The organism is Cohnella thailandensis (assembly GCF_014212135.1).
GTDB classification, from domain to species: Bacteria; Bacillota; Bacilli; order Paenibacillales; family Paenibacillaceae; genus Cohnella; species Cohnella thailandensis.
In genome coordinates this window covers 195,322-220,397 of sequence record NZ_JACJVQ010000015.1, presented here as the reverse complement: position 1 = coordinate 220,397, position 25,076 = coordinate 195,322, and the positions used below count along the sequence as shown (strand labels likewise).

15 protein-coding genes and 1 other annotated feature are annotated in these 25,076 nt (G+C 56.4%); of the genes, 5 read left to right on the top strand and 10 right to left on the bottom strand.

The genetic code is table 11. From position 1 onward, the window contains the following. Nucleotides 1-219: hypothetical protein (locus tag H7B67_RS30660; RefSeq protein WP_221468804.1), on the top strand; the 219-nt coding region annotated here is incomplete at its 5' end. 78 nt (nucleotides 220-297) lie between these two features. Here the strand turns inward: H7B67_RS30660 and H7B67_RS17965 are convergent. After that, nucleotides 298-1,254, bottom strand: coding sequence for a 3'-5' exoribonuclease YhaM family protein (locus H7B67_RS17965; protein ID WP_185121228.1), 957 nt, complete (start codon nucleotides 1,252-1,254; stop codon nucleotides 298-300). Nucleotides 1,255-1,407: 153 nt separating this feature from the next. Here H7B67_RS17965 and H7B67_RS17960 point away from each other — a divergent pair, with 153 nt between their 5' ends. Further along, nucleotides 1,408-2,247, top strand: coding sequence for a cupin domain-containing protein (locus H7B67_RS17960; RefSeq protein WP_342592605.1), 840 nt, complete (start codon nucleotides 1,408-1,410; stop codon nucleotides 2,245-2,247). 73 nt (nucleotides 2,248-2,320) lie between these two features. On the opposite strand, the gene H7B67_RS17955 is transcribed toward H7B67_RS17960, so the two are convergent. The 9 genes from H7B67_RS17955 to uxaC all read right to left on the bottom strand — a co-directional run bounded on the left by H7B67_RS17955 (nucleotide 2,321) and on the right by uxaC (nucleotide 22,311). Then, a complete protein-coding gene (locus H7B67_RS17955) occupies nucleotides 2,321-3,940 on the bottom strand; it encodes a sensor histidine kinase (RefSeq protein WP_185121227.1) in 1,620 nt (539 codons plus the stop codon). A 213-nt stretch (nucleotides 3,941-4,153) separates the two neighbouring features. Further along, the gene (locus H7B67_RS17950) at nucleotides 4,154-9,979 is read right to left on the bottom strand and encodes a glycoside hydrolase domain-containing protein (RefSeq protein ID WP_185121226.1); all 5,826 of its coding nucleotides are present in this window, start codon (nucleotides 9,977-9,979) and stop codon (nucleotides 4,154-4,156) included. Nucleotides 9,980-10,006: 27 nt separating this feature from the next. Then, nucleotides 10,007-11,617, bottom strand: coding sequence for an S-layer homology domain-containing protein (locus H7B67_RS31325; protein WP_185121225.1), 1,611 nt, complete (start codon nucleotides 11,615-11,617; stop codon nucleotides 10,007-10,009). Nucleotides 11,618-11,642: 25 nt separating this feature from the next. After that, the gene (locus H7B67_RS17940) at nucleotides 11,643-14,378 is read right to left on the bottom strand and encodes a metallophosphoesterase (protein ID WP_342592604.1); all 2,736 of its coding nucleotides are present in this window, start codon (nucleotides 14,376-14,378) and stop codon (nucleotides 11,643-11,645) included. 266 nt (nucleotides 14,379-14,644) lie between these two features. Beyond that, the gene (locus H7B67_RS17935) at nucleotides 14,645-15,121 is read right to left on the bottom strand and encodes a CBO0543 family protein (protein WP_185121223.1); all 477 of its coding nucleotides are present in this window, start codon (nucleotides 15,119-15,121) and stop codon (nucleotides 14,645-14,647) included. Continuing rightward, nucleotides 15,118-15,609 carry a CBO0543 family protein gene (locus H7B67_RS31495; protein WP_425353915.1) on the bottom strand — a complete coding sequence of 164 codons (492 nt, stop codon included), beginning with the start codon at nucleotides 15,607-15,609 and terminating at the stop codon, nucleotides 15,118-15,120. The genes H7B67_RS17935 and H7B67_RS31495 overlap by 4 nt, the downstream gene beginning before the upstream one ends. A gap of 355 nt (nucleotides 15,610-15,964) precedes the next feature. Next, complete coding sequence (locus H7B67_RS17930; protein WP_185121222.1) at nucleotides 15,965-17,506, bottom strand: 2-isopropylmalate synthase; 1,542 nt, start codon at nucleotides 17,504-17,506, stop codon at nucleotides 15,965-15,967. Nucleotides 17,507-17,654: 148 nt separating this feature from the next. Then, nucleotides 17,655-17,887, bottom strand: a binding site (T-box leader). Between the two features lie 841 nt (nucleotides 17,888-18,728). Next, entirely contained in the window at nucleotides 18,729-20,711 is a 1,983-nt protein-coding gene (locus tag H7B67_RS17925) for a heavy metal translocating P-type ATPase (RefSeq protein ID WP_185121221.1), read from the bottom strand. A gap of 199 nt (nucleotides 20,712-20,910) precedes the next feature. Then, on the bottom strand, nucleotides 20,911-22,311 hold the full coding sequence (uxaC, locus tag H7B67_RS17920) for a glucuronate isomerase (RefSeq protein WP_185121220.1): 1,401 nt from the start codon (nucleotides 22,309-22,311) through the stop codon (nucleotides 20,911-20,913). Between the two features lie 94 nt (nucleotides 22,312-22,405). Here uxaC and H7B67_RS17915 point away from each other — a divergent pair, with 94 nt between their 5' ends. From H7B67_RS17915 to H7B67_RS17905, 3 genes are read left to right on the top strand one after another with little or no spacing between them, the layout of a single operon-like run. Next, nucleotides 22,406-23,083, top strand: coding sequence for a GntR family transcriptional regulator (locus tag H7B67_RS17915; protein WP_185121219.1), 678 nt, complete (start codon nucleotides 22,406-22,408; stop codon nucleotides 23,081-23,083). 16 nt (nucleotides 23,084-23,099) lie between these two features. Next, nucleotides 23,100-24,167: a mannonate dehydratase gene (uxuA, locus tag H7B67_RS17910; RefSeq protein WP_185121218.1), complete on the top strand. Its 1,068-nt coding sequence runs from the start codon at nucleotides 23,100-23,102 to the stop codon at nucleotides 24,165-24,167. An 18-nt stretch (nucleotides 24,168-24,185) separates the two neighbouring features. Next, complete coding sequence (locus H7B67_RS17905) at nucleotides 24,186-25,040, top strand: SDR family oxidoreductase (protein WP_185121217.1); 855 nt, start codon at nucleotides 24,186-24,188, stop codon at nucleotides 25,038-25,040. Nucleotides 25,041-25,076 lie beyond the last annotated feature (36 nt).

The following is a 25,076-nucleotide window of genomic DNA, read 5'->3' as shown; positions in this document are numbered from 1 at the left end:
TATTTCATTACGCTCGATGTTCAGTTTTCAAGGAACAAGTCGAATCTTAACGATTCTATTCTTTTAACTCGCTGCCCCGTTACCGAAGCAGGAATTACATCTTACCGCATTCCGCCTTCGCTTGCAACCCACAATGTTTTCCAAGTTGTCGTCTTACCGATGATCTTGGAGTTTGTCGGTCGCGTTCGCTTCAGCGGCGCGAGAAATAATGTACCATAAAGCAAAGAGAGAACGCAACAGGAATGTTCTTCCATCTCGCATTCTCTCTTGTCCGCTCTAGTTGCGTCGCTTTCGCAGTTATATTTTCAACCGGTAAATCGCCTTGTTCTCCAGGCCGCGGATCATAGGCGTCCACTCCTCCGACTCCGGAGTCGTCGACAGGGCGTCCTCCACCATCTGCAGCTTCGCGTCCATCGCGTCGATAAAGTGCAGCGCCACCGCTTCCGCCGTCTGAGGCTGCACCGGGCTTCCCCATTCGCCGAGATTGTGATGGGACAGAACCAGGTGCTGGAGGCCGACTACCTTCTCCGATTCCAGCGGAATGCCGAGCCGTACGGCCGCTTCGACGATCCAGCCCGAGGCCAGCGCGATATGCCCGATCAGCTTGCCCGTATTGCTGTAGTCCGATACGATGCCCATCTCCGCGTTCATTTCTTCAGGCTTTGCAATGTCATGAAGGATTATTCCCGCCTTCAAAAGATCGGCGTTAAGGAACGGCCGCTGCTTGCAGAGGAATTCGCCGAGCTCCAGCATGCGCACCATATGGTAAGCGAGACCGCCGTAATAAGCATGATGGTGAGTCTTCGCCGCCGGATAGCTCGGAAGTCGCTCCTCTACCTTATTAATGCAATAATGAACGATCTTGCGAGTCTCTTCGTCGGAGATGCTCTCCATCGTCCGCTTGATGATCTGCACGAGATCGTTCGAGTCGATCGGTGCCGAACGGATGAAATCCGTCAAGGACACGCCGTCCTCCGCCTTAGCCGGACGGATCTTCGCGATCTTGATCTGCGGCTTCTCCCTATACAAATGAACGAGTCCGCGAACCTTCACGAGCCCCATCGGAAAGAACGTCTCCTTGTCCGCGGGCGACACGTCCCAGAACTTCGCCGGCAGCTGACCGCTCGAATCGCAAAGCACGATATCGAAATAATCTTTGGGGGGCGTTGCGTTCGTCTGCCTAACCTCTAATTCTTTCAATAAATAGAAGCCTTCGAATTCGTCCTGCGGCTTCAATTGCTTGATTTGCGTCATGTGCGTTTCCTCCCCCTGTCGATAGTGCCATTATACTATGGATAGCCGAAAAGAATAGCCGAAAAATCGAGAACCAGCGGATAGGCGATCGCATATATTGCCGCAGAACCGCACGCGCGCCGCGTGCTTAACGAAAGGCAGGGAAAACGCCCGGTGTCTTACAACGATCTGGGATTCGGTTCTCCGGACACGCAATTTTTCTTCGACGTGAATACGAATACGCTTTTCAAAAAAGACGATCGAAATTTCATCAACGCGTTGGGGATTCAACAGTTGAATACGCTCGGCAACTCCTCGCTGCTGGATATCTACTTAAGCGCCGGGAACGTCGTCGAGCCTCACTACCACCAGAACGCTTGCGAGCTCGTGTACTGCATCTCGGGCGCCGCCGTCGTCTCTATCCTCAATCCGTTCTCTAAGCAGCTGTTAAACATTCCGATCAAGCCCGGCCAAGTCGCCAACGTCCCGAAAGCGTGGTGGCATTACGAGATCGCTTCTGTGGACAATACGCATCTGCTTGCCATTTTCGACGCGCCGACGCCGGAGGTCATTCTGGGCTCCGACATTCTGCGGCTGACGCCGGCGAACGTCTGGGCGCATACGTATTGCCTCGACGAGAAAAAAGTATCGGAGACGTTCGCGCCGATCGAGCCATCCGTCTTTATCGGTCCGCCCGCGAATTGCCCGAAGCGTCCTCCGTTTTCGGCGGAATACGAGCAACGGTATCCCCAAGGTTATGCGGCTCCCCAGGGTTATGGAGCTCCGCAGGGTTATGGAGCTCCGCAGGGTTATGGGGCTCCGCAGAGCAGCCTCGTTCCGCAGGGCCATGTCCCAATTCAAGGCTATTCGGCTCCGCAAGTCTACTCCATTCCGCAAGGTTACGCGGTACCTCAAGGATACGCCGCTCCTCAAGGCCATGGAGAAGCGCCAGGAAATTCGCAGCCGTATTCGCTGCGATTCCCTCAACCGAAATGGGACGATCTTACCCTCTGATACCTGAAGAAAAAGGCTGGAGCCGAATTCAAGTCCATCGGGAACTTGCTTCGGGTCCAGCCCTTTTGCTTGTTTATGCGGTCGTGTCCAGCCTTCCGTCATCCGCACGGCGGGATGCCTCCGGCTCGGCGGGCAGCCAGCAGGAGAACGTGCTTCCCCGGCCGAACTCGCTCTCCACGCGAATGTCTCCGCCCATCAGCCCGCAGAATCTCTGGCTGATCGCCAGCCCTAACCCCGTCCCGCCGTATTTGCGCGTCGTCGACGAGTCCGCCTGCGTGAACGGCTGGAACAGGTTCCGGAGCTGCTCGGGCGTCATGCCGATTCCCGAATCCTTGACCCGGAATACATAGCCTTGGCGTTCTCCCCTGTCCATCCGTTCGACATCGAGTTCGACGCTTCCATCCTTGGTGAACTTGCAGGCGTTGCTGAGCAGATTAATGAGAATCTGCCGGAGCTTGACCGCGTCCACCGTCATGATGCCGTCCTCGGAACGCACCTGCAGCCGGTTCCCGTTCGCCTCGGCAAGCGGGAACACCGCCGCCTTCACGTCCAGGACCATATCGGGCAGTCGGCATTTCTCGTAATAAACGTCCATCTTCCCCGCTTCGATCTTCGAAATGTCGAGAATGTCGTTGATCATCTCCAGCAGATGGCGCCCCGACTTCGCGATCTTGGCGAGATCGTCCTTATAATCGTCGTGTCCGTTCTCCTCCGCATCCTCGGCGAGCATCTCGCTGTACCCGATGATCGCGTTAAGAGGAGTCCGCAGCTCATGACTCATGTTCGCGAGAAACTGGCTTTTGACGAGATTGGCGCGGATCGCTTCGTCGTGGGCTTTCTCCAGCTCGGCCGTTCTCTTCGCCACAAGCTCCTCCAGATGCTCGTTCATCTCGCGGAGCTCTTCGTTGATAAGCTGAATCTCCAGTTTCTTCTCCTCGATCTCCGAGTCTTTATTCGAAAGTCTCTTCGAGATGACGATTCCGATCAGCGAAATCGACAACGTGATCAGCGTTCCGAAACCGATGAAGAAAGCCAGCCACTTGTGGTTCAGATTGACTCCGGTAGACAGAATGGAATCCCCTCCCGGGTGGAAGGTCGATCCCCACATTCCCGTATAATGCATGCCGACGATCGCGGCGCCCATGATAAGCGCGCTGCCGAGCTTTTTCCAAATGGCCCCCGAACCGCTTGCCTTCCGGAAGTACAGCCCGAGCCATAGCGCCACGATGGAGGCGACGAGCGCAATGACGATCGATAGCGCGTAGAAAAACGGATGGTAATCGATATCCGCGATCATGGCCGCCATCCCGATGTAGTGCATCGCCGAGATGCCGATCGCGAGCATAACGCCCCCGCTAATCAACCGTATTAAAGATACGTTTTCCCGGCTAAGGACACGAAGGGCGACCGCGGAAGCCGCTATGGCTACCAATACGGAAATAACGACAACGACGATATCGTAAGAAACCTCGAAAGGAAGCCGGTATGCCAGCATCCCGATGAAATGCATCGACCAGATTCCCATTCCCATCGTGACGGCTCCGAAAAGAATCCACAGGAGACGGCTTCTTCCCTTCACCTCGCTAACCCGTACGGCCAGATCGAGAAGCGTATAGGAGGATACCGCAGCGACAAGGTACGAGAAAACAACGAGAAGCATATCGTGATCGCCGTGGACATGTCCCATATGCATGAGCTTAATTCCCCCTCTAGACCTCCATGGCCCGCTTAGCGTGAGTCGACTTTGTCAGATGCTTCCTACACCGATTGAACCACAAGTCGCGAGGCTCGGCAACAAAATTCAACATAAAAACAGATGGGATTGAAGAAGACTATCCGCTCAGCCTTACTCCTTACCTTAATAAGAAAGCTCCCGGCTGGCTCGCCGAGAGCTGTGCAAATCCTATTATCCTTTAGAGAAGATTATCCGGTCCAAGTTGCCGACATACCTCAGGCTCGATGTCGTGGTGCCGCGGAAGGAGACATAAAGCTTCTGCTGTCCGGCGACCGTCCGGCTCAGGTCGGCTTGGGCCGATTTGTACGTTCCCCAACCGGTTCCCGTATTCGGAAGATTGACGGTTCCGATGATCTCTCCATCCTTGTCGTTTAGTCGGATCTCCGCGACGACGTCCGCCGGAGCCTTATCGGAAGGGGCGTCGTACACGATAGAGACCCGGTTCTTGCCCTGAACCCCGAAGTCGATGCTGTCAAAAAGCAGCCACATTCCGTTGAAGGTGTTGGAGACGGTCGTTCCGCCATTGTTGTTCTCTGCCTTCAATGGCTGGTTATTGAAGGTATTGTTGTCCGTCGACCAGGAGCTGCGATTTTCGAATTCCACGGTCACGTCGGGCTCCGGCGCAAGCAAAGAGAAGCTCGCCTTGTCGAAGTTGCCGATGTACTTGTAGGTCGAATCCGTCGTTCCGACGAGAACGAAATACAGATCCTGGACGCCGGTCACCGTGCGGGTCAGATCGCCCGTTACGTTGGCGTAGGTGGTCCAGTTGCCGCCCGTCGGAGGAGCGGCGATCGTTCCCACGAGCTCTCCGTCGGCGCCGCCCAGCCGGATCTCGACTGCCGAATCGGCTGCCGTGTTCGTGCTGTTGCCCACATAGAGAATAGATACCCGATTCACGCCTTCGCTTCCGAAGTCCATCTTCTTGTATGCGAGCCATGCGCCGTCGAACGTATTCTTGATCTGCTGGCCGCTTTGGCCCTTTTCCGTGCCGAGCGGATTGTTGTTCGCCGGATTCACGGACGTCGACCACTCGTCATAGGTTTCCAGTTCCAGAGCCGCGAAGTCACTGCGGGCATCCTCGCCGGGATCCGGATTCTCCGGTTCTTCCGGATCCGGTTCCTCCGCGGCGAACGCGAAACTCGCCTTGTCGAAGTTGCCGATGTACTTGTAAGTCGAATCCGTCGAACCTACGAGCACGAGGTACAGGTCCTGCATGCCCGTTACCGTTCGCGTCAGAGTGCCGGTCACGGTCTCGTACGTGCTCCAGTTTCCGCCCGTCGGAGGCGCGGCGATCGTTCCGACCAGCTCCCCGTCGATTCCGCCGAGCCGGACCTCCACTGCCGAATCGGCCGCCGTGTTCGTGCTGTTGCCTGCATAAAGAATGGATACTTGGTTCACGCCTTCGCTTCCGAAATCCATGTTCTTGTAAGCAAGCCATGCTCCGCTGAACGTATTGGCGACCTGCTTGCCGCTCTGGCCGTTCTCGGTCTTCAGAGGGCCGTTGTTAACCGGATTTACGGCCGTCGACCACTCGTCGTACGTTTCCAGCTCCAAATCGGCATAGTCGCTGCGAATGTCCACCTTGTCAAATGCAAGCCAGTCGAAATTGCCGATATACGGAAGAGAACTGCTCGTATTGCCCTTCAGCACGATATAGACGTTCTGAGTTCCGACAATCGTGCGCTCGAGCAAGCCTGTCGCCGTGCCATACGTTCCCCAAGAGCTGCCCGTCGACGGCAGCGCGATCGTGCCGACGAGCTCCCCGTCGACGCTGCCTAGCCGGACCTCAAGAGAGCTGCCGGCCGGTACTTTCGCGGCAGGCGCATCGTACTCGACCGTAAGGCGGTTCGCTCCTTCGTCTCCGAAGTCGACGCCTTCGAACGCAAGCCAAGCGCCGTCGAACGTGTTCGCGACGACCTTGCCCTTATTTCCATCCTCGGTCTGCATCGGCCTGTTATTGAAGCTATTAACTTCCGTCGACCACGAGCTGTTCTCTTCGAATTGCAAGTTCAGAGCGCCCGGTACGCCGGGTACTTCCGGCTCGTCGGGCTCGATCGGATCGATCGGCTCCTCGGGTTCCTTATCGGGCAGAGGAATAAACTCCGGCAACGGCTCCTCGACCGGAGGCTCCGGATCCGGATCGCTTCCCGATCCCGGCGCCGGCTTCGGCTCCGGCTTAGAGACGGATGGCTGAGCCAGCCATAGGGAATCGTAGATGTTGCCGTTGAACGAATCAACGAGATAGACGTTTACCTCATACTTGTCGGCATTCACGTTGAACAGCTGCGTCAGATCGAAGTCCCCGGTCGGTACGGGCACCGCGCTGGTCATCCAAGCCTTATCGCTGCCGTCCATCAATTGGAACACCGCAACGGCCGTATCGTTATAGGCGCCTTTCAGCTTGCCTTGAACGGCGACGTTCATGTTGCCGCTGCCCTTTACGTCGACGTCAAGATCGAACACTTCCAGAATGTCGGGCGTGTAAGCCTTGTCCGAGACAAGAGCTTCGCTGGAGGAATGGCCTTGCTCCGCGTTCGCCTTCACCCGCACTTGCACTTGCCCTTCCTCGTAAGCCATCGGGCCTACCGGCTGCGGATTCGCGGTGGCCGTCGTCCAGCTCGCGCCGCCGTTCGTGCTGAATTCGTAGTCGGACGGTTCTTCGAAGCCCGCTACGTTCGTCCAACCGAACGTGTTCGCCTCGTCATCGACGACAGGCTCCGTCGGAGCCGTCGGCTTGTCCAACTGGCGCACCGCTGCCAGGCTGAACTCGAAAGCGATGTCCGAGCTCGTCCCGCCGGACTGGTGGACCTCGGCGGTCAACACGTTCGTTCCTTCTACCAGATAGGAGGGATCGATCGAGTACGCGTTCCGGTCTCTCTCGTCGTTCACGGTCGCATTCGCGTACGTGTCGTAACCGATGCTGCCGGAAGGCATGTTGGTGCGAATGATCTCGTTCCCGTTCAAGTAAACGACGGCTCCGTCGTCCCGAATCAGGCTGGCGTCTAATTGAAGAATACGGTCCGCGTTCTCCGCCTCGAACGTCTTGCGGAAGTACGTCGTCGGGTACTTGTTGTTGGCGTCCGGCCCATAGCTGACCGTCGTTGCCGGATTGCCGAACTTGTCGTAGCCGAGCATCGCCGGCCCGGAGGACCATGCGCTGTCGTCGAAGTCCAGGGACGTCCAGCCTTCGCCGGAGTATTGGCCCTTGTCGTAATATTTCCAGGTCGATTGCTCCGCAATCAGCTCTTGGCGGGTCAAGGAATCGTCCACTTCCGTATCGTAATCCGTCGTCGGAGGCGCGGCGCTTGCGACGGCGCCCCATGCCGCATTCGGCTCGGCGCCCATCTGGAACTCCAGAGTGCCTCCGTCCATAATGTCGGAGTAATCGATCCACGCCTGATTGAAGTTCTGTCCGTTCAGTTGAGCGGACTGGATGAACCGGTTGTCGCTCGACACTCCGTTCGCCTTGATCGTGAACGTTTTGCCTCCGTCCAGATGCAGTTTCACCTCGGAGAAGATAGGCGAGCCGATCAAGTAATACGGATCTCCCGGGGAGCCCGGGAATAAACCCAGCGCGCTGAACACGAACCAGGAGGACATGCCGCCGGCATCGTCGTCCATCGAAGGAAGATAGCCTTCCGGATCGTCGCGGTAAACGCGGGATTTGATCGGATAGTTGTATCTGCCATGATTATGATAATTCTGAGTGACGACTTCCGTCGTATACTCTCTGGCATAGTATTGCGTCAAGTAAGGATAGCCCAAGTAATCGAACAGATAAGGCGCATGCAGATCCGGTTCGTTGATCGCGACGTATTCGCCGATCTCGAAGAAATGCTGCAGCTGCTTGGCCATCTCCGTCTTGCCGCCCATCAGCTCGGCAAGCCCGTTCACGTCCTGCGGAACGGACCAGCGATACGTCCACAGGTTGCCTTGGTAAGCGTACTTGTCTACCGCCGTCACGTCGCCTTGGGCGACGGTCGATCCGTTCGGGGTGAAGAAGCCGCGCTCCGTCCCGGTCTCGTCGACTTGGCTCGGATTCCAGAGGTCTTTATAAGACAATGCGAGTTTTTTGTATTTCTCGTAGGTTGCCTGATCCCCGAGCATCTGGGCGAGCTTCATCGGGAAGGAAGCGCTGTTCGCCTTCTCCAGCTTCCCGGAGATCTCCCCGTCGCTGATAGAGAAGTTGTCCGCGTCGACCGCCATTCCTTGAAGCGCCTTGTACGCGTCGAAGTCCGTAAAGCCCTTCGCGTAAGCGTCGAGGATAACCGCTCCGTTGAATTCATTGCGTACCGTAGGGCTTGGCCAGTAGCCGTCTCCCCACTGCGTATAAGAACCTCTCGTGCCGTACAGATCGACAAGGGACTTCACCATGTTCTCGAACTTCTTCGGCTCGAACAGCGAGAACAGGGAGTATTTCCGATAATCGTCCCAGGTCGTCCAGCCGTTGTAATATTCGAAGTCGTCTCCGATCTCGGATACGTTGCGGACGGTGTCCTCGTCCCTGCCCGCCTTGAACGTGCCGAGAGAGCTCGTGACATTCTTCGGATGAAGGAACGAATGGTACATCTGGGTGTAGAACACGGTCTTGTTCTCTTCGTCGGAATCGGTAATCTCGACCTTGTTCAGCAGATCGCTCCAGACGCCTCTCGCCTTCTCGCGCTGCGCCTCGAAGTTCCAGCCCTCGATATCGTGATCGCGCTCGTACTTCGCTTGCTCGACGCTGACCGGAGACAGGCCTACCTTCGCCTGAACCACGCCGCCGTCGATCGAGTCGAAGTTTACCCAAACGCCGCTATTGGATCCGCTGCGGCTTGCTTCCGTGCCGACCGAATCTCCCGACCAAGAGGTGTAGGAATCGAAGTCATGGTCGAACTGAATCGAGAAGTACATCTTGTAGTAGCCGTTGCCGCATACGTTCTTGGATTGCACCATGCCCGAAATCTCGTTGCTGCCGTTCACCGTAAGATTGGCATCTATCATGCCGGCATAAGAATTGGACAGATCGACGAGAACGGATCCCGCTCCCGAGCTCGGGAACGTGTAACGGTGGAAGCCTACGTTGTCCGAAGCGGTCAGCTCGACTCCGATCCCGGAGGCAAGTCCCACGGCGTAATAGCCGGGAGAAGCCAGCTCGCTGGACTTGTCGTACGATTGCTTGTACTCGTTGCTGTTCTTGGTGAACGCGCGGGTCTCCGGCATCATCAGAATGTTGCCGCCGGCGCCGCTGCAGCCGACTCCGCTGAATCTCAGATGAGAGAATCCCTTCAAAGATTTATCCTGGTAGTAATAACCGCTGAACGCTCCCCCGTCGCTATCCGGTCCGAGCGAGACGAGCCCGAACGGAGTGGACGGTCCAGGGTTCGTCTGCCCGTTGTCCCCTAACGTATTAATGAAAGGATCGACGTAATCGACCGGATCGAGGTTAATGATCGGCACGGCTGGCGTCTGATCGGCATTTACCCCGTACACCTCGAATTCGTACAGCCTTACCGTGTTGGAGTCGTACGCGCCGTTATCGACATAGAAGCGAACATACCGCGCGGAAAAGGTCGGGACGTAGCGATCCACGATCGTCTGCGCGTTGTTCCGAACGACATCGACGTCTTCCCAGGTCACCCCGTCCTCGCTTTTCTCCAAACGGAAGTTTTTCGTGTTCCAAAAAGGGCTGTTCGAGGATTCGCCGATCGCGGCGTTCTTCACGACCCATTCGTTGATGTTGTACACCTGGCCCAAATCCAGCTTAAGCCACTTTTTGTTCTTGGCCGTATTGTCGCACCATTTCGTATCGGTTCTGCCGTCCACGGCGTTCGCCGCGCTCTCGTTGCTGTTGCACTGTCCCGACGCGGTAGCCGTCGCGTTCAAGGCCACGTTCCAGGTCGGCGTAAACGTGACGGGATCGGCGCCGGCGGCCGAAGCGGTCATCCAGCCTGACGGGGAAACCGTCAGGAATAGGATGATGATCGCCATCAAAAGGGATGTCAGGCTTTTGTTCATTCGATTCGCTCCTCCAGGGGAAGGTTATTAAGCGCCTGTCGGCAATAAACGCTCGATCATGACGGCGATTTCGGCTCGGGTCAGAGGGTTGCCCGGATGGAATCGCGTTCCGTCGCCCTCGATCAGCCCGTTCGCCGAAGCGGCTCTGACCGCTTCTAACGCCCAAGAAGAAATGCTGCCCTTGTCGCTGAAGCTAAGCTCGGCCGACCCCGTCATCTCCTGTCCGATGACCTTGGCCGCGCGGATCAGCGCGACGACCGCTTCCTCTCTCGTGATCAGGGCATTCGGGCGGAAGGCTCCTTCGTATCCGTTCAGAATGCCGAGGGCTGCCGATTGCGCCGCTTGTTCCGCGTAATAACGATCCGATGGTACGTCCTTAAACGGATTCGCCGCGTTCGGAATGGAGGCTTTGCCCGTCCAATCGACCGCCCTCATCAGCGCAACCGCGAACTCGCCCCGGGTAATGCTGCGGTTCGGCTCGTAATGGGAGTTGTCGACGCCGTTCACGATATGCTTAGCCGCCAGCGACAGAACGGAATTCTCCGACCAATGCCCCTTCAAATCGGCGAAGGTCTTGGCGAATTCGAGAATGGAATAAAGCGAGAAGTGATCCGTCTGGAACGTGAACGTGCCGCCGCTGACGGTTCCCTTCACGTATTGCGGCGCGCCTCCGTCGATGTAGTACACGCCCGCCAAGTTCGCCATGATTTGCCTCGCCTGATCGTCCGTCAGCTTAATGGCAACGGTGGCGGGTTTGTTCAGCTGATGAACGTTCGTTACTTTATCGCCGGAGATCCATTCGATCACGACGGACAGAACGACGCCCGTCGGCTTATAGTCCGAAGACGATTGAAGCGACTGGCTGACCAGCTTGCGCGCCTCGTCCGAATAGGCCGCTTGCAGAACGACGCGGAATCTCGAATTGTCTCCGGAGGATGCCGGAATCGAGCCCGCCGGCAGGCGAACCGTCCGGTTGCCGGACGTCAGGATCAAATCGAGCGATTTGTCCCGGAGGGCTTGAATCGAACCGGCCGGGAGCTCCAGGGCGGAGCCGGCTTCCGCCGCGGAAGCCGGAAGCTCGATCGTAACCGAGCCTCCGTTCGCCTGCGAGATCGCCCGGTTCATCGTCTCGCTGCCCGCGAGATATCGTCCGTCCGAGGCAAGCTCCGGCGTGACGACCGATCCGCTGGCCGACCCGGAACCGCTCGGAATGTCCTTGCCGGACGAAGCCGGCGGCGTTACGACGGGCGGATTCGTCGGAGTTGGATCGACAGGCGGATTGGTGCCGCCGCCCTGAACGACCGCGAAGGTCTTCGTGGCCGACTCGGCGCCGTTGCCGGCCACGACCGTATAGGTACCGTCCGGGGCCGAATTCGCGTCGCTCGGAATCGCGACTTGCGCCGAAAATTGACCGTCCGAGACGGTCAGGACGTCGATATGGAATACCGCATTATCGGGTTTGACGATCTTGACGACGATATCGCCGTTCTCGGCCGCCGCGGTACCTTTCAGGACGAGGGAGTCTCCTCGCTGTACTTCCGTCGCGCTTAATTGGAGAGTAAGCGGCGATGCGGCATAAACCGACAAGGGCGCCAAGACGAACAGCAGCGCCAAAAGCGACGCGATAGTTTTCTTCACCGGATTCCTTCCTTTCTTCTATCCGTTACTGGAGCTCGATCGGTCTGGCCAACTGAACGGGAACGGCTAACTCTCCGTCGAATTTATCGAAGACGAACGCTTTGACCCGGTACTCTTCGCCGCTGACGTTGAAGTACTGGGAAAGGCTCAGCTTGTCCTGCTTTACCGAGACCGCGTTGATGAGAACCGGCTCGTCGCCCTTCAGTAGCTCGAAGACGAGGTAGGCGTCTCCGCCGTAATCCGCGACCTGTTCCGCCGACACGTCGATTCGAAGCTGATCGCCGCGGGTCATCGTTCCGGCAAGCTCGTAGGTATCGCGAACGTTATTCGCGGTAAAAGCGGCGTTCGACGCGAGAGCGTTGCCTGCCGGCGTGCCTTCCGCTTCGTTCGCCCTAACCCGAACCTGAACGGTCCCTGCCGGATAATCGCCGGCTTCGAGCTGCTGCGGATTCTGCTCTACCGGCTCCCAAGTTGCGCCGTTGTCGACGCTGTATTCATAGTCGGCCGGGTTGTCGTAGCCGGGAACGTTCGTCCAGCCGAACGTGTTGCGGCCGTCGTCCACTACGGGGGAGGTCGGCGCCGCCGTCTTGATGTCCGCCGTGCTGACGAAGCTGGCTTCCGAATTGTCCCTCTTGTTTACGGTTTTCACGGCAAATTCATAGACCTCGTCGGAGCCGGTACTTTCCACCGTGAATCGATAATCGGTTTGTCCTTCGACGGCCGGAACGTATTGGCTCCAGTTCGCGCCCAGCTTGCCATTCGCCTCGTAGATCCGGAAGCCTCTCACTTGATCTTCGGAATCGGAATCGTTCGGCTTCGTCCAGGAGATCACCGTCTTCCCGTCGCCCGTCTTCTCGGAGGTTAGTCCCACGACCGGCTCCGGCTTGCTGTCGTTTCGGATGATCGTGTACGTGTCGAACGGATCCGCTTCTCCCGATCTGTAGGACTCGATCGTGAGGCTGTTCTCGGTCATTCGGATGCCCGAATATATCGCGACATACGGCTGCTCGTATACCGCCGCGTAATAGCGGTCGACCCCGCTCTTGAGATCGTAAAACTTCCTTCCCGACGCATTGTTGATCATGTACAGCGTTCCGTCCGGATTCAGGACATTGCCATTATCATCGGTTTCGATGTCGGTCGCCGGCTTGCCGTTATACATCTGATAGGATCTCATGAACGTGTGATCATGCCCTTGCAGGACGACGTCGATGCCAAGCTCGTCGAAGATCGGATACATTTTTTGCCGGAGCGCGATAATATCCGAATCCGTCGAATGGTTGCCAAGCGAATAGATCGCTTTGTGCATGGCGACGACCTTCCACTTCTTGTCCGTTTCGGCCACTTCTTTTTTCAGCCATTCGATCTGTTGCTCGAAGGATTCGCTTTGCGCGCTGTCCCAATTGATGTCCATCGTGTTCAGAACCATGAAGTGGGCATCCCCGTAATCGAAAGAATAGACGGTGCCCGGCGGCAGCTCGCTATCGATCGCGTTCGTCGGATAGTTGAAATGATAGGAGAAGTTCGGATTGTAAGGCCCTTCGTGATTGCCGATCGCTGCCATCAGCGGCAGGTTCAGCAGCATGTCCTGAGGCTTGCCGAAGTAATCGAGCCATTGGGATTCCAGCGCTCCCGCATCGACCTGGTCGCCCGGCATCAACAGAAACTTGGCGTTCGGGTAATCCTCCAGCCCGTTTCTCAGCGTATTCGCCCAAACCTCGTAATCTCCCGAATTCGCTCCTTGAGAGTCCGTCAAGTATAGAAAATCGTAGGATTTCTCGTCTTCCGCTTCCGTCGTAAAGCTTCCGGTTTCACTCCAAAGACCGTCGCTTCCGACCCGGTATTCGTACTTCGTTCCCGAAGCTAATCCGTCGGCGACGACTTTGTGGCTGATAAAAGAACCCGTGGTGGAGCTCGTCACCTTAAGGGTCAAAGCCTTCGTATCCTCCGGATCTCCCGTGAAGCGCAGCTTGGACGGAGAGTCGAACCCCTCGCCTGCCGGCACGACTTCGACGATGCTATCCATGACGTTCGCGGGAGCGTTCTGCGGATTCGCATAATTGGTATACCAAGCGAAGGAGCGGCTCGTTTTCGCGTTGCCATACAACGACATCGCGATCGCGATCGGCGCGTAAGGCGAAGTATCCGAGCTCGCAAGCTCCAGCGAGAAAAACAAATCCGAGCTGGTCGCCGCGTTCTGATGCACCTCGACGGCGATAACGTTCGTCCCGTTTACGAGCAGGGACGAATCGATGCTGAAGTCGTCGTTCGTCCGCTCGTCGCCGACGGCGCTGGAAGCTAGCGTAGCGTAGGAGATCGTTCCGCTTGGCATGTTCGTGCGGTAAACCTCCCGGCCGTTCAAGTAAACGACGGCTCCGTCGTCGCGGACGAGCGTGGCCGCCAGCTGCTTGATCGCCGCGAGGTCGGTCACTTCGAACTCCTTGCGGAAATAAGTCGTGATATATTTGCTGTTGGAATCGGAGCCGTATCCGATCCACGTCTTAAGGTCCAGCCCCTTGCCGCTGCTTGCGTAGCCAAGCGGAGCTGCCGCCTGCTTCCAGACGCTGTCGTCGAATGCGGCCGAACGCCATGCGGTGCCTTGATCGGTGCCGTCGTCCAGATACGTCCATTCGCTGTCACGCGCGAGAATGACGTTGCTTGTCGTCTCTTCCGCGGCCGCTCTATCCGTTGAAACTCCCAACGTAAATACTAGAGTTAACAGCATAGAGAGCACGGTTAGAGAACTGACTGCTTTTTTCACTACGATTCCTCCCGTTTCCTTCCCGTTCATTCATTTGAACGGTTGATTCTTGTCTCGTAACCCGATCGATTATAGTTTCTGAGAGTACGGGGTATGTTCGGGAAGTGTAAAACTGAGGTAAATTATGCCACTGTTTCTCTTTTTTCGACATTTTTCGAGCTTGTTGCTGCTGCCGAATACAAAAAAGCCCGGTTTCTAAGAAGCCGGGCGTTCAGTTGCTCCGATCGTATTGAAAAAAAGCCCTGAGCTTGAGTGTCGCTTCGGGGCTAATCGCTGGCTATTTTGCTGATGCTAAAGTACCACTTGCAAAATTTACGGGACATAAGAAAGGTGGCAAACAGCGTTATCCATGTCCAGTACCAGTTCCAATGAAGATACCTGATTAGATCTGTATTTATTTCGATCAGCAGTTCTATTACGGTTATTACACTGCAGTACGAGCAGTAGTAAAGCAGCTTAAAACCCAAGCTTCTATTCTCCGGATAACGAGCATTAAAAAGCCCGCATACGATGGGGTAAACTAAATACTCAAAAGTGAAGCTTGATCTGTTTTCGGATGCAAACTCACGTACCGGGTATTCGATCAAGCCGAGTTCTACCACGACAAGACCGATTATCCATGTAATCAACTGCTTGAACAATATTGCCAATTGAGCCAACCGAAATGCTTTGCGAGGAATGAAGAAAAACAGGGAGAACGCCGTTACCCATACAGCAACCAATATCATCCATTCCCTACTCATCGAGCCGTTCTCCGTTCTTGATATAATACTCCACGTTTGAAAAACCATTTACAATAAACGTTGGTTAACAAGAATATCAAGAAGAAATCGATCCATGTCCAATACCAAGAATAGTTTGTGTATTTAATAAGGTTCGTGTATGTACTAATAATTACATCAATGAGGGTTAGACAGGATATGCACCCGGCTAGATAGAAGAGCCGCAGCAGGTTACTTGATCCGGGTTCATGAATAAAATAAAGGGAACACATCAAAGGATACATCATGTACTCCGAAGTGAATAAAAGATCGGTCGCTTTCGGAAATTCTCGTACAGGAAACTCAAGCAAACCATATTTAACGTGAAGCATGCTGTTCACCCATGTAATCGCTTGACACGCAAGAAAAGATAATATGGCTTCTCTTCGCTTGTTTTTTGGAATAAACAAAATGATTGCAAGGATGCTTACAATCCAAATTACTATGAGTACAAGCCGCTCTAATGTCATGCTGCGCGATTCCTCTCCCTGCTTGAAAACACTCTTGTTATGTTCCCCAGGTTCTTGAGGATTATTTGAATATTCCTTTGGATCCGTGCCTGACTTCTTCTGGCCATGGCTATTTTCAATGTCTGCGATTTGGGGTCTTGACAGAGTCTTGTTGCCGCCCCTAAAAAAAAGCGCCAAAGACAGAAATCTGTCTCCGACGCTTCATGGCTCAATACTCGAACGTAGATGGACATCTCACCTTCAAATCCTCGGTCTCCGTACCGTGGCCACTTGATTGCAGGCAGCATGCTCCCTTTTATAAGCGACTGATCGCTTCCCGTCGTCAAGGCTTTAATGATGTCGAATTCATGCCGAATCACCTCAGCACGGGCTGCTCATCCAACACGGCGGCATTGATACCGTTCAAGAAAGCAAGCGCGCTGGCCTTGAGAATGTCCGTATCCATCGCGCGGCCGGAATAAATCTTGCCCTGGTATTCCAGGCGGATGCTCACCCGGCCGACCGCTTCCGTTCCTCGCGACAGGCTGTTAATCTTATAATCCTTCAGCTCCACGTCCAAGCCGGTCAGCGATTTCAGCACGCCGTACAGAGCGTCGATCGGGCCGTCTCCGACCGACGTTCCCGTGAACGTCTCGGTCCCCTTCTTGAGCTGCACCGTGGCCGTCGGGTACAGCTCGTTGCTGATCACCTGGAACGATTCCAGCTCGAACAATTGCCGGTCCGCCGCCGGAATGTCGCGATGCTTCGTCAGCAGGTAGAACACGTCGTGGTCGTACACTTCCTTCTTCGAGTCGGCCAGCGCCAGGAACTGCTGGAACAGCTGCTCGAAGTCGTCTCCTTCTCCCGGCTCGAAGCCCATCTTCTCCACCGCGTTCTTGAACGCGTGGCGTCCCGAACGGGCCGTAAGAATCAGCTCCATGCTGTCGCCGCCGATGTCCTCCGGAGACATGATCTCGTATACGTTCTTATCCTTCAGCAAGCCGTCCTGGTGAATGCCGGACGAATGCGCGAACGCGTTGTCTCCGGTAATCGCCTTGTTGACCTGTACGTCCAAGCCCGTCAGCAGGCTGACCAGCTTCGACGAACGCAGCAGCTCCTTGGTCTCGATATCCGTGCGGCAGTTGTAGAAATTCTCCCGCACCTTGATGCCCATGACGACTTCTTCCAGGGAGGCGTTGCCGGCCCTCTCGCCCAAGCCGTTGATCGTGCATTCCACCTTGTCGGCTCCGTTACGCACCGCGCTAAGCGTATTCGCCGTCGCCATGCCCAAGTCGTTGTGACAATGAACGCTCAGAATTACCTTGTCGTTCAAGTTCTTCAAACGCTCGTTGATCCGGCGAATCAGGTCGCCGAATTCCTCCGGCACGGCGTAGCCGACCGTATCGGGCACGTTGATCATCGTCGCTCCGGCCTTGACCACAGCCTCGATCGTGCTCCACAAATATTCGAAATCCGAACGGGACGCGTCCTCCGTGGAGTATTGCACGTTAGGCAGCAGCGTCTTCGCATACTTGACCGCATCGACCCCCATCTGCAAAATCGCGTCCTTGGAACGGTTGAACTTTTTCTCCACATGGACGTTCGACGTGCCCAGCACGATATGGATCAGCGGATTCTGCGCCAGCTTGATGCTCTCGTACACGGAATCGATATCGTTCTTGACCGCGCGGGCCAGGGCGGTGATCGACACGCTGTCGCCGACGCTCTTTACGATCTGCTGCACGGCTTGAAAGTCGCCCAAGGACGAGGCCGGAAACCCCGCTTCGATAATGTCGACGTTCAGCCGCTTGAGCTGCTGCGCGACCTCCAGCTTCTGCTGCACGTTCAGCTTGGCTCCGGGCACTTGTTCTCCGTCGCGCAGCGTGGTGTCCAAAACGATAATTTTACGGTTGCTCATATGGTTGGCCTCCTGTAGGATGCGGAATGGGTTAGGGTAATGCGGCAAAGACGACGAACGATTATATGTGAAGCGCGGTCGGTTAAATCCGGATTTTAACCCACCAGACGCAACTTGTTCGAAGATGCAAAAAAACCCCGTCTCTACGCATAGAGACGAGGTTTGAACTCGCGGTACCACTCTAATTCATTCCCATGTGGAAATGATCTTCTTCGATGGCCATCACCATCTATCCCTGTAACGGTGGAACTCCGTCTAACCCTACATTGTCGGGCAGCTGTTCATAGACGAGTTCGATGGGATCGACGCTGCCGTTTCGCACCAACCAACGGCTCTCTGAAAGGTCATATCGCATCTACTATTTCTAATCACAACATTTAGCGTATTGTGTTGTCGCTTGATTCATTCATCACTTGATTAAGTGCAATTCTACGCTCCGGATTCCGGAATGTCAACCGTGTTTTTCGCGGAGATCGAAATTTTGGCAAACGTAAAAAAAGAGCCTCTCTGTTATCTCTAGGATATCGGAAAAGCTCCGCTTTTATTCGCTCGCCTGCATCTCGCGGCTGCGCCGATCGTTCGCCATCGCCGCGAACAGGCAGAAAGCGCCCAGAATCACGAGCACGAACGTCGTTGCCGGCAGTAAGAATTCCATCTTCTTGCCCCTTCCTCATCCGCTCACGTTAATGATAATCATTATCATAATTATAACGGAAACGAAGGATTTCGCAACCTGTATTTTGCGGCATTCTCGCTTTGCATTTCAAGTTATTCGTCGAAAATCCTAGGTCTGGTCTTAGCTTTGGTCTTAGCTTTGGTCTTAGCTTTGGTCTTAGCTTTGGTCTAGCTTTGGAACTGCACGACTTGCTGAGGTCTCACCTTCTAACGGAACTGACAGCCGCTATTTGTCTTCCTACGCCCACTTCTGAAGTTTAACGGAACTGTGAGCCTCTATTTTGACGAAATGATGATGAAACGGGCTGTTTTTCCAAAATAAGGGCTCTGATTTCCGTTAAAATGGAAACCAGCCGTGTTGAACCCAAATAACGGCTGTGCGTTCCGTTAGAGTTCGAGAAACCAAAAAAAACGCCAAGCTCGAGCCATTATCGAGACTTGGCGTTTATCATGTTGGTCTTGTTTCCGCTATCTTGCGCCTGAGCGAAGGGGAGAAGAGGCCAAAGCCAAGCTGCGAAGCTAAGAGAAGCCCCCCCTCACCCATCCCTTACCCTTTGACGTTAACGGCCGCCGTTCTCTCCGCCCTGCGCATCCTCCCGTTGCCGAGAAGCCGCAGCCCGTTCAGAATGACGAGGATGGTACTTCCCTCATGCCCGACGACGCCGAGCGGAAGAGCGATCCCTTGGGCAAAATTGCCGACGATGAGCAGCACGATGACGCTTAGAGCAAAGACGATGTTCTGCTTGACGATTCTCCGAGTCCGTTGCCCCAGCTCGACGGCGTCCGCGATCCGGCCGATATCGTCGTTCATCAGGACGACGTCGGCCGTCTCCAGCGCCGCGTCGCTGCCCGCTCCGCCCATCGCGATCCCGACGGATGCGACGGCCAAGGCCGGCGCGTCGTTGACGCCGTCGCCGACCATCGCGACGGAGCCGCGGCTCGCCCCGAGCTCCTTCACCTTCGCGACCTTGTCTTCCGGCAACAGCTCCGAATAAACTCGCTCGATCCCCAGCTCGTCGGCAATCGCCGCCGCGGTTCTACGGCTGTCTCCGGTCAGCATCGCCACTTCGATGCCCATTCCTCGAAGCCTGGCGACGGCGCTCTTCGCCTCGGGACGCACCGCATCCCGCAGGGCAATGATTCCTGCGACTCCGCTCTCCCGATGCAGGACCGTTACCGTCTTGCCCTGCCCCTCCAGCCGGGAGACCAGGTCCGCGAGCTCCGGCGTGCGGAGCCGTTCTTCGACGTAGTCCGCCTTGCCCAGCTTCCAGACTTCGCCATCCATCTCCGCCTGAACGCCCCATCCGGTCAGAGCCTGGAAGTCCGACGGACGCCGAAGCTCCACGCGGTTCTCCTCCGCTTCCTTAACGATAGCCCGGGCGAGCGGATGCTCGGACAGGCTCTCCATCGAGGCGGCGATGCGCAGAACCTCCTTCTCGGAGAACTCTCCCCATCCGACGAGATCGGTAACGACCGGCTTGCCCTCCGTCAGCGTCCCCGTCTTGTCGAAAGCGACCGCCTTGACTCCCGCGATGTGATCGACATGGGCGCCGCCCTTAAAGAGCAGACCATGGCGCGCTCCCGTGGAGATCGCCGACAGCACGGCCGGCATGATGGAAGCGACAAGCGCGCAAGGCGAAGCGACGACGAGGAACACCATCGCTTTGTAGAAGGTCGACTCCCAAGAATAACCGAGCAGAAGCGGCGGAACCGCGATCAATAAGGCCGTGGCAATCAGAACGATACGTACGTAGACGCGCTCCAGCTTCTCGATAAACCGCTGCGTCGCCGGCTTCTCGCTCTGGGCTTCCTGGACGAGACGAATCATCTTGGCGAACAGCGTCGAGTCGCTTCTCCGGGACACTTCGACGAACAAAGCTCCTTGGCCGTTAAGCGTTCCGGCGAACACCTCGTCCCCGGCTCCTTTATCGACCGGGAGCGATTCTCCCGTGATCGAGGACTGATTGACGGACGACGTTCCCTCGCGAATGAAGCCGTCCGCCGGAATCCTCTCGCCCGGACGCACCAGTACGACATCTCCCACGTTCAAGCTCTCGATCGGAACGACGGTCTCTCCTTCGTCCGTATAAAGCACGGCCGTCTCGGGCTTCAACCCCATCAGAGAAGAGATGTCCCGGCTGCTGCGGTTCATCGTGTACGTCTCAAGCGCTCCGCTCAGCGAGAAAATAAAGATAAGGACGGCGCCTTCCGTCCAATAGCCGATGCTGGCGGCCCCGATGGCGGCGACGATCATGAGCAGGTTCACGTCGAGTTCTTTATCCTGAATGAGAGTCTCCCATCCTTCTTTCGCTTTGGCGAAACCTCCGACGAGGAACGCCAATACATAAAAGACGATCGAAGCCCGCTCCGAATACCCGGACAGCGTCCAAGCAACGCCGATCAGCAAGCCGCTCGCGAGAGCGGCGATCCCTTCCCCGTAGCGTTCCAGATCCGCTTTAAGCCGGCTCCCGGCCGGATTCGCCGCTTTTTCGATCCCGCGTTCCGTTTGTTTAGTCATCGCATGATTCATAATGTTTCCCCCTTTTAGTGAGAATGAATCCCATTATTACGGCCCTTAAAATGACACATGCAGCCCCCCAGGAAAGGGAGCTGCATGACGAACGAGGCCATTCTCGTTGAATTGGATATAGAACTTGTATCTTTCTACATTAGAATAATTCCAAAATTAAAGAAAGTAAAGAGTCATTTTCAAAATTAGGCGATCCCAATTAAATGCCGAAATAAGACTCCGCGTTACGGTAGCAAATATCGCGGATCATCTCGCCGATATACTCGTAATCCATCGGAAGCTCGCCGTCTTCCATCCACGTTCCGAACAGGCCGCACAGCACCCGGCGGAAGTACTCGTGGCGCGGGAACGACATGAAGCTGCGGGAATCGGTCAGCATGCCGACGAAGGTGCTGATGAGGCCTATGCTGGACAGCGCCTTGAGCTGCTGGATCATCCCTTCCTTCTGGTCGTGGAACCACCATGCGGAGCCGAGCTGAAGCTTGCCCCGATGTCCTCCTCCCTGGAAGTTGCCGATCGTCGTCGCGATCATCTCGTAGTGATAAGGATACAGCGAGTAGACGATCGTCTTCGGCAAGCGATCCGCTTGATCCAGCGCGTTCAGCACCCCGTTCAGGGAGCGCGCCAGCTGATAATCGAGAATCGAATCGTAGCCGCTGTCCTTGCCGAGCAGCGAAGACATTCGGTCGTTGTTGTTGCGGATCGCCCCAATGTGAAGCTGCATCGTCCATCCGCGAGCATGATACTGCTCCCCGAGGCGCAGAAGCATATAGGTTTGGAACTCCGCGGCCTCCGCCTCCGTTACCGATCCTCCATCCAAGGCTCGCTTCAGGATTCTTGCGATCTCCGATTCGGGCACCGGCGTATACGGCAGTTCCCCGAAGCCGTGATCGGACAGCCGGCAGCCGTTCGCGTGGAAGAAGTCGATCCGCGTGCCGATAGCCGTCAGCAAATCCGCCAATCCCGTTATCGCAACGTCCGCCGCTTCTCCGAGCTTAGCGATATAGTCCCGATAATCCTCTCTCCGAATATCGAGAATCCGGTCCGGCCGGAAGGTCGGAGCCACTCTCGCCCGGATCGATGGATTGGCCTTGATGGATGCGTGGTCCTCCAAGGAATCGATCGGGTCGTCCGTCGTGCAGACGACGCGAACCTTGAACTTCTCCAGAATGCCCGAACCGCCGAAGTCCGGTTCCTGAAGCCGCTCGTTCGCCCGATTCCAGATCTCCTCCGCGTTGCTCTCCGACAGACGGTCCCCGATGCCGAAGTAACGCGACAGCTCCAGGTGCGTCCAATGGTACAGCGGATTGCCCGCCATCGCGGGAGCCGCCTTCGCCCAGGCGAGGAATTTGTCCTTGTCGGAGGCCGAACCGGTTATGTAGGCTTCATCCACTCCCAGCCAGCGCAGCGCTCTCCACTTGTAATGATCCCCGTTCAGCCACAGCTCGGTCAGGTTGCGGAACGGCTGGCCGGACGCGATCCTGCGCGGATCGAGATGGCTGTGATAATCGTAAATGGGCATCTCCGCCGCATAATCGCGGTACAGAATACGGGCACTCTTGTTCGTCAACAGCAGATTCTCCGTCGAAAACGCTATCATTCCGTTAGATCCCCCCGTTTAAAATAATCTCCTTGGCAGTTCCATACTACCATACAAGTGTGGTAGTATGGAACCGAAAGGAGTAGATTTGCCCATGACCTTTATCGGACCGTCGCCGACCCCATCCGCCAGAGACTTCGTTTACACGAAGCTCAAGAGCCAGATTCTCAGCCTGGAGCTCCCTCCCGGCACCGCTTTATCCGAGAAAGAATCTTCGCTTGCTTTTAGCGTGAGCCGCACCCCGGTTCGGGAAAGCTTCCTTCGTCTCGCTCAGGAAGGTCTTGTGCAGGTGCTTCCGCAGCGCGGCACCTTCGTTTCTCTCATCGATCCCGAGCTGGTCGAGGAAGCCCGGTTCATGCGCGAGCAATTGGAGAAAGCGGTCATTCGGCTTGCCTGCGAGAGCTTCCCTTCCGATAAGCTCGAAGAGCTGCGCGGCAACCTGAAGGAGCAGCAAGAGAGCATGGCGAGGAAGGATGACCTGCGGCTGTTCGAGCTGGACGAGATCTACCACCGCACGCTGTTCGAAGGCTGCGGCAAGCTGAACACGTGGGCGGTCATTCAACAGATGAACGTTCATCTGAACCGCACCCGGCTGCTGCGGCTCGTCTCGGATCACCAATGGAACCATCTGTACGAGCAGCACGAGACGATGGTTCAAGCGATCGAAGCGCATGATGCGGGCCTGGCGGAGAGCACGATGCAGGAGCATCTGCTGTTAAGCGTCAAGGATCAGGTCGTCCTGCGCGAGAAATTCCCGCATTATTTCAAATAAGGAGGACACATTCGCTATGAAGATGGGTTTCCGGTGGTTCGGCGAGGGGAACGATACCGTTGCCTTAAGCCAGATCAGGCAAATTCCCGGCGTGGAGACGATCGTCTGGTCGCTCCACGACGTTCCGGCGGGAGAAGAATGGCCGATGGACAAAATCCTCGCGCTCCGCGACGAGGTCGAAGCGGCCGGCTTCAACATCGACGTCGTCGAGAGCGTGAACGTTCACGAGGACATCAAGCTGGGGCTTCCGAGCCGCGACCGTTACATCGAGAATTACAAGAGAACGATCGAGAAGCTGGGCCAAGTCGGCGTCAAGGTGATCTGCTACAACTTCATGCCGATCTTCGATTGGCTCCGGACGGACCTGCACAAGGAGATGGAAGACGGCTCCACCGCCCTTTTCTACGAGAAGGCCCGCATCGAGAACATCGATCCGTTCGACCTGGTCGCCAAGATCAATGAGAATTCGGCTCTGACGATGCCCGGCTGGGAGCCGGAGCGGCTTGCCCGCCTCACTTCTCTATTTGAAGCTTACAAAGGCGTCACAGACGAGAATCTGTGGGAGAACCTCCGCTACTTCCTGAACGAGATCATTCCGGTCGCCGCCCGTCACAACATCAAGATGGCCATCCACCCGGACGATCCGCCTTGGTCCATCTTCGGGCTTCCCCGCATCATGACGAGCCAGGAGAACTTCCGCCGGTTCCTGAAGCTGCACGACAGCCCCTATAACGGCATCACGCTGTGCAGCGGCTCGCTCGGGGCGAACCCGGACAACGATATCGTCGCCATGATCCGCGAGTTCGCGGACCGCATCCCGTTCGCGCACATCCGCAACGTGCGGCGCTACGAGAACGGCGACTTCATCGAGTCTTCTCACCGGACGCAAGATGGAAGCGTTGACATCGCGGGCATCGTGAAGGCTTACCACGATATCGGCTTCGCCGGCTACGCCAGGCCCGACCACGGCCGCCACCTGTGGGGCGAGCAGTGCCGTCCCGGCTACGGGCTGTACGATCGCGCTCTCGGAATCATGTACTTGTGGGGACTGTGGGACGCTGCCGAGCGCAGCGCTCAAAAATAACGGAAAGAAGGCAGCGGCATGAGCGGACTTCCTATTCATTCTTCCTTAAGCGGCAAAGTCGTCGTCATTACCGGAGGCTCCGGTGTTCTGTGCAAAGCGATGGCCATCGAGCTCGCCCGCCAAGGCTCCAAGGTCGCCATTTTAAACCGTACATTGGAAAAGGGCGAGGCGGTCGTTCGCGAGATTAGCGAATTCGGAGGAACGGCGATCGCCGTCGCCTGCGACGTGACGAACGCGGAGAGCGTTCGCGAAGCGGAACGCGTCGTCGGCGAGAAGCTCGGCCCGTGCGACATCCTGCTGAACGGAGCCGGCGGCAACCATCCGAGCGCGAATACGACGAACGAGGTTTATAAGCCCGAGGATCTGGCCCAAGACGGCATCACTTCCTTCTTCGATCTCAGCATCCCGGGCTTCCGCAACGTGCTGGACCTGAACTTCATGGGAACGATGATCCCGTCTCAGGTCTTCGCCCGGTCCATGACCGAGCGCGGAGGAGGCGTCGTCCTGAACGTCTCCTCGATGAGCTCATACAGCCCGATGACGAAGGTAGCAGCCTACGGCGCGGCCAAAGCCGCGATCAACAACTTCACGCAATGGATGGCCGTCCACTTCGCCGAATCGAACATTCGCGTGAACGCGATCGCTCCCGGCTTCTTCGAGACGGAGCAGAACAAGACGCTGCTCCGCAACCCGGACGGAAGCCTGACCGCCCGTTCGAACAAAATCCTGACCCACACCCCGATGCGAAGATTCGGCGTGCCGGAGGATCTGCTAGGCACGGTGCTGTGGCTGCTGGACAACGACACGTCGGGCTTCGTTACCGGCGCGGTTATTCCGGTCGACGGCGGGTTCATGGCTTATTCCGGCGTTTAAGGACAACAAGGCCAAGGCGGCTTAAGGGTTCATCCC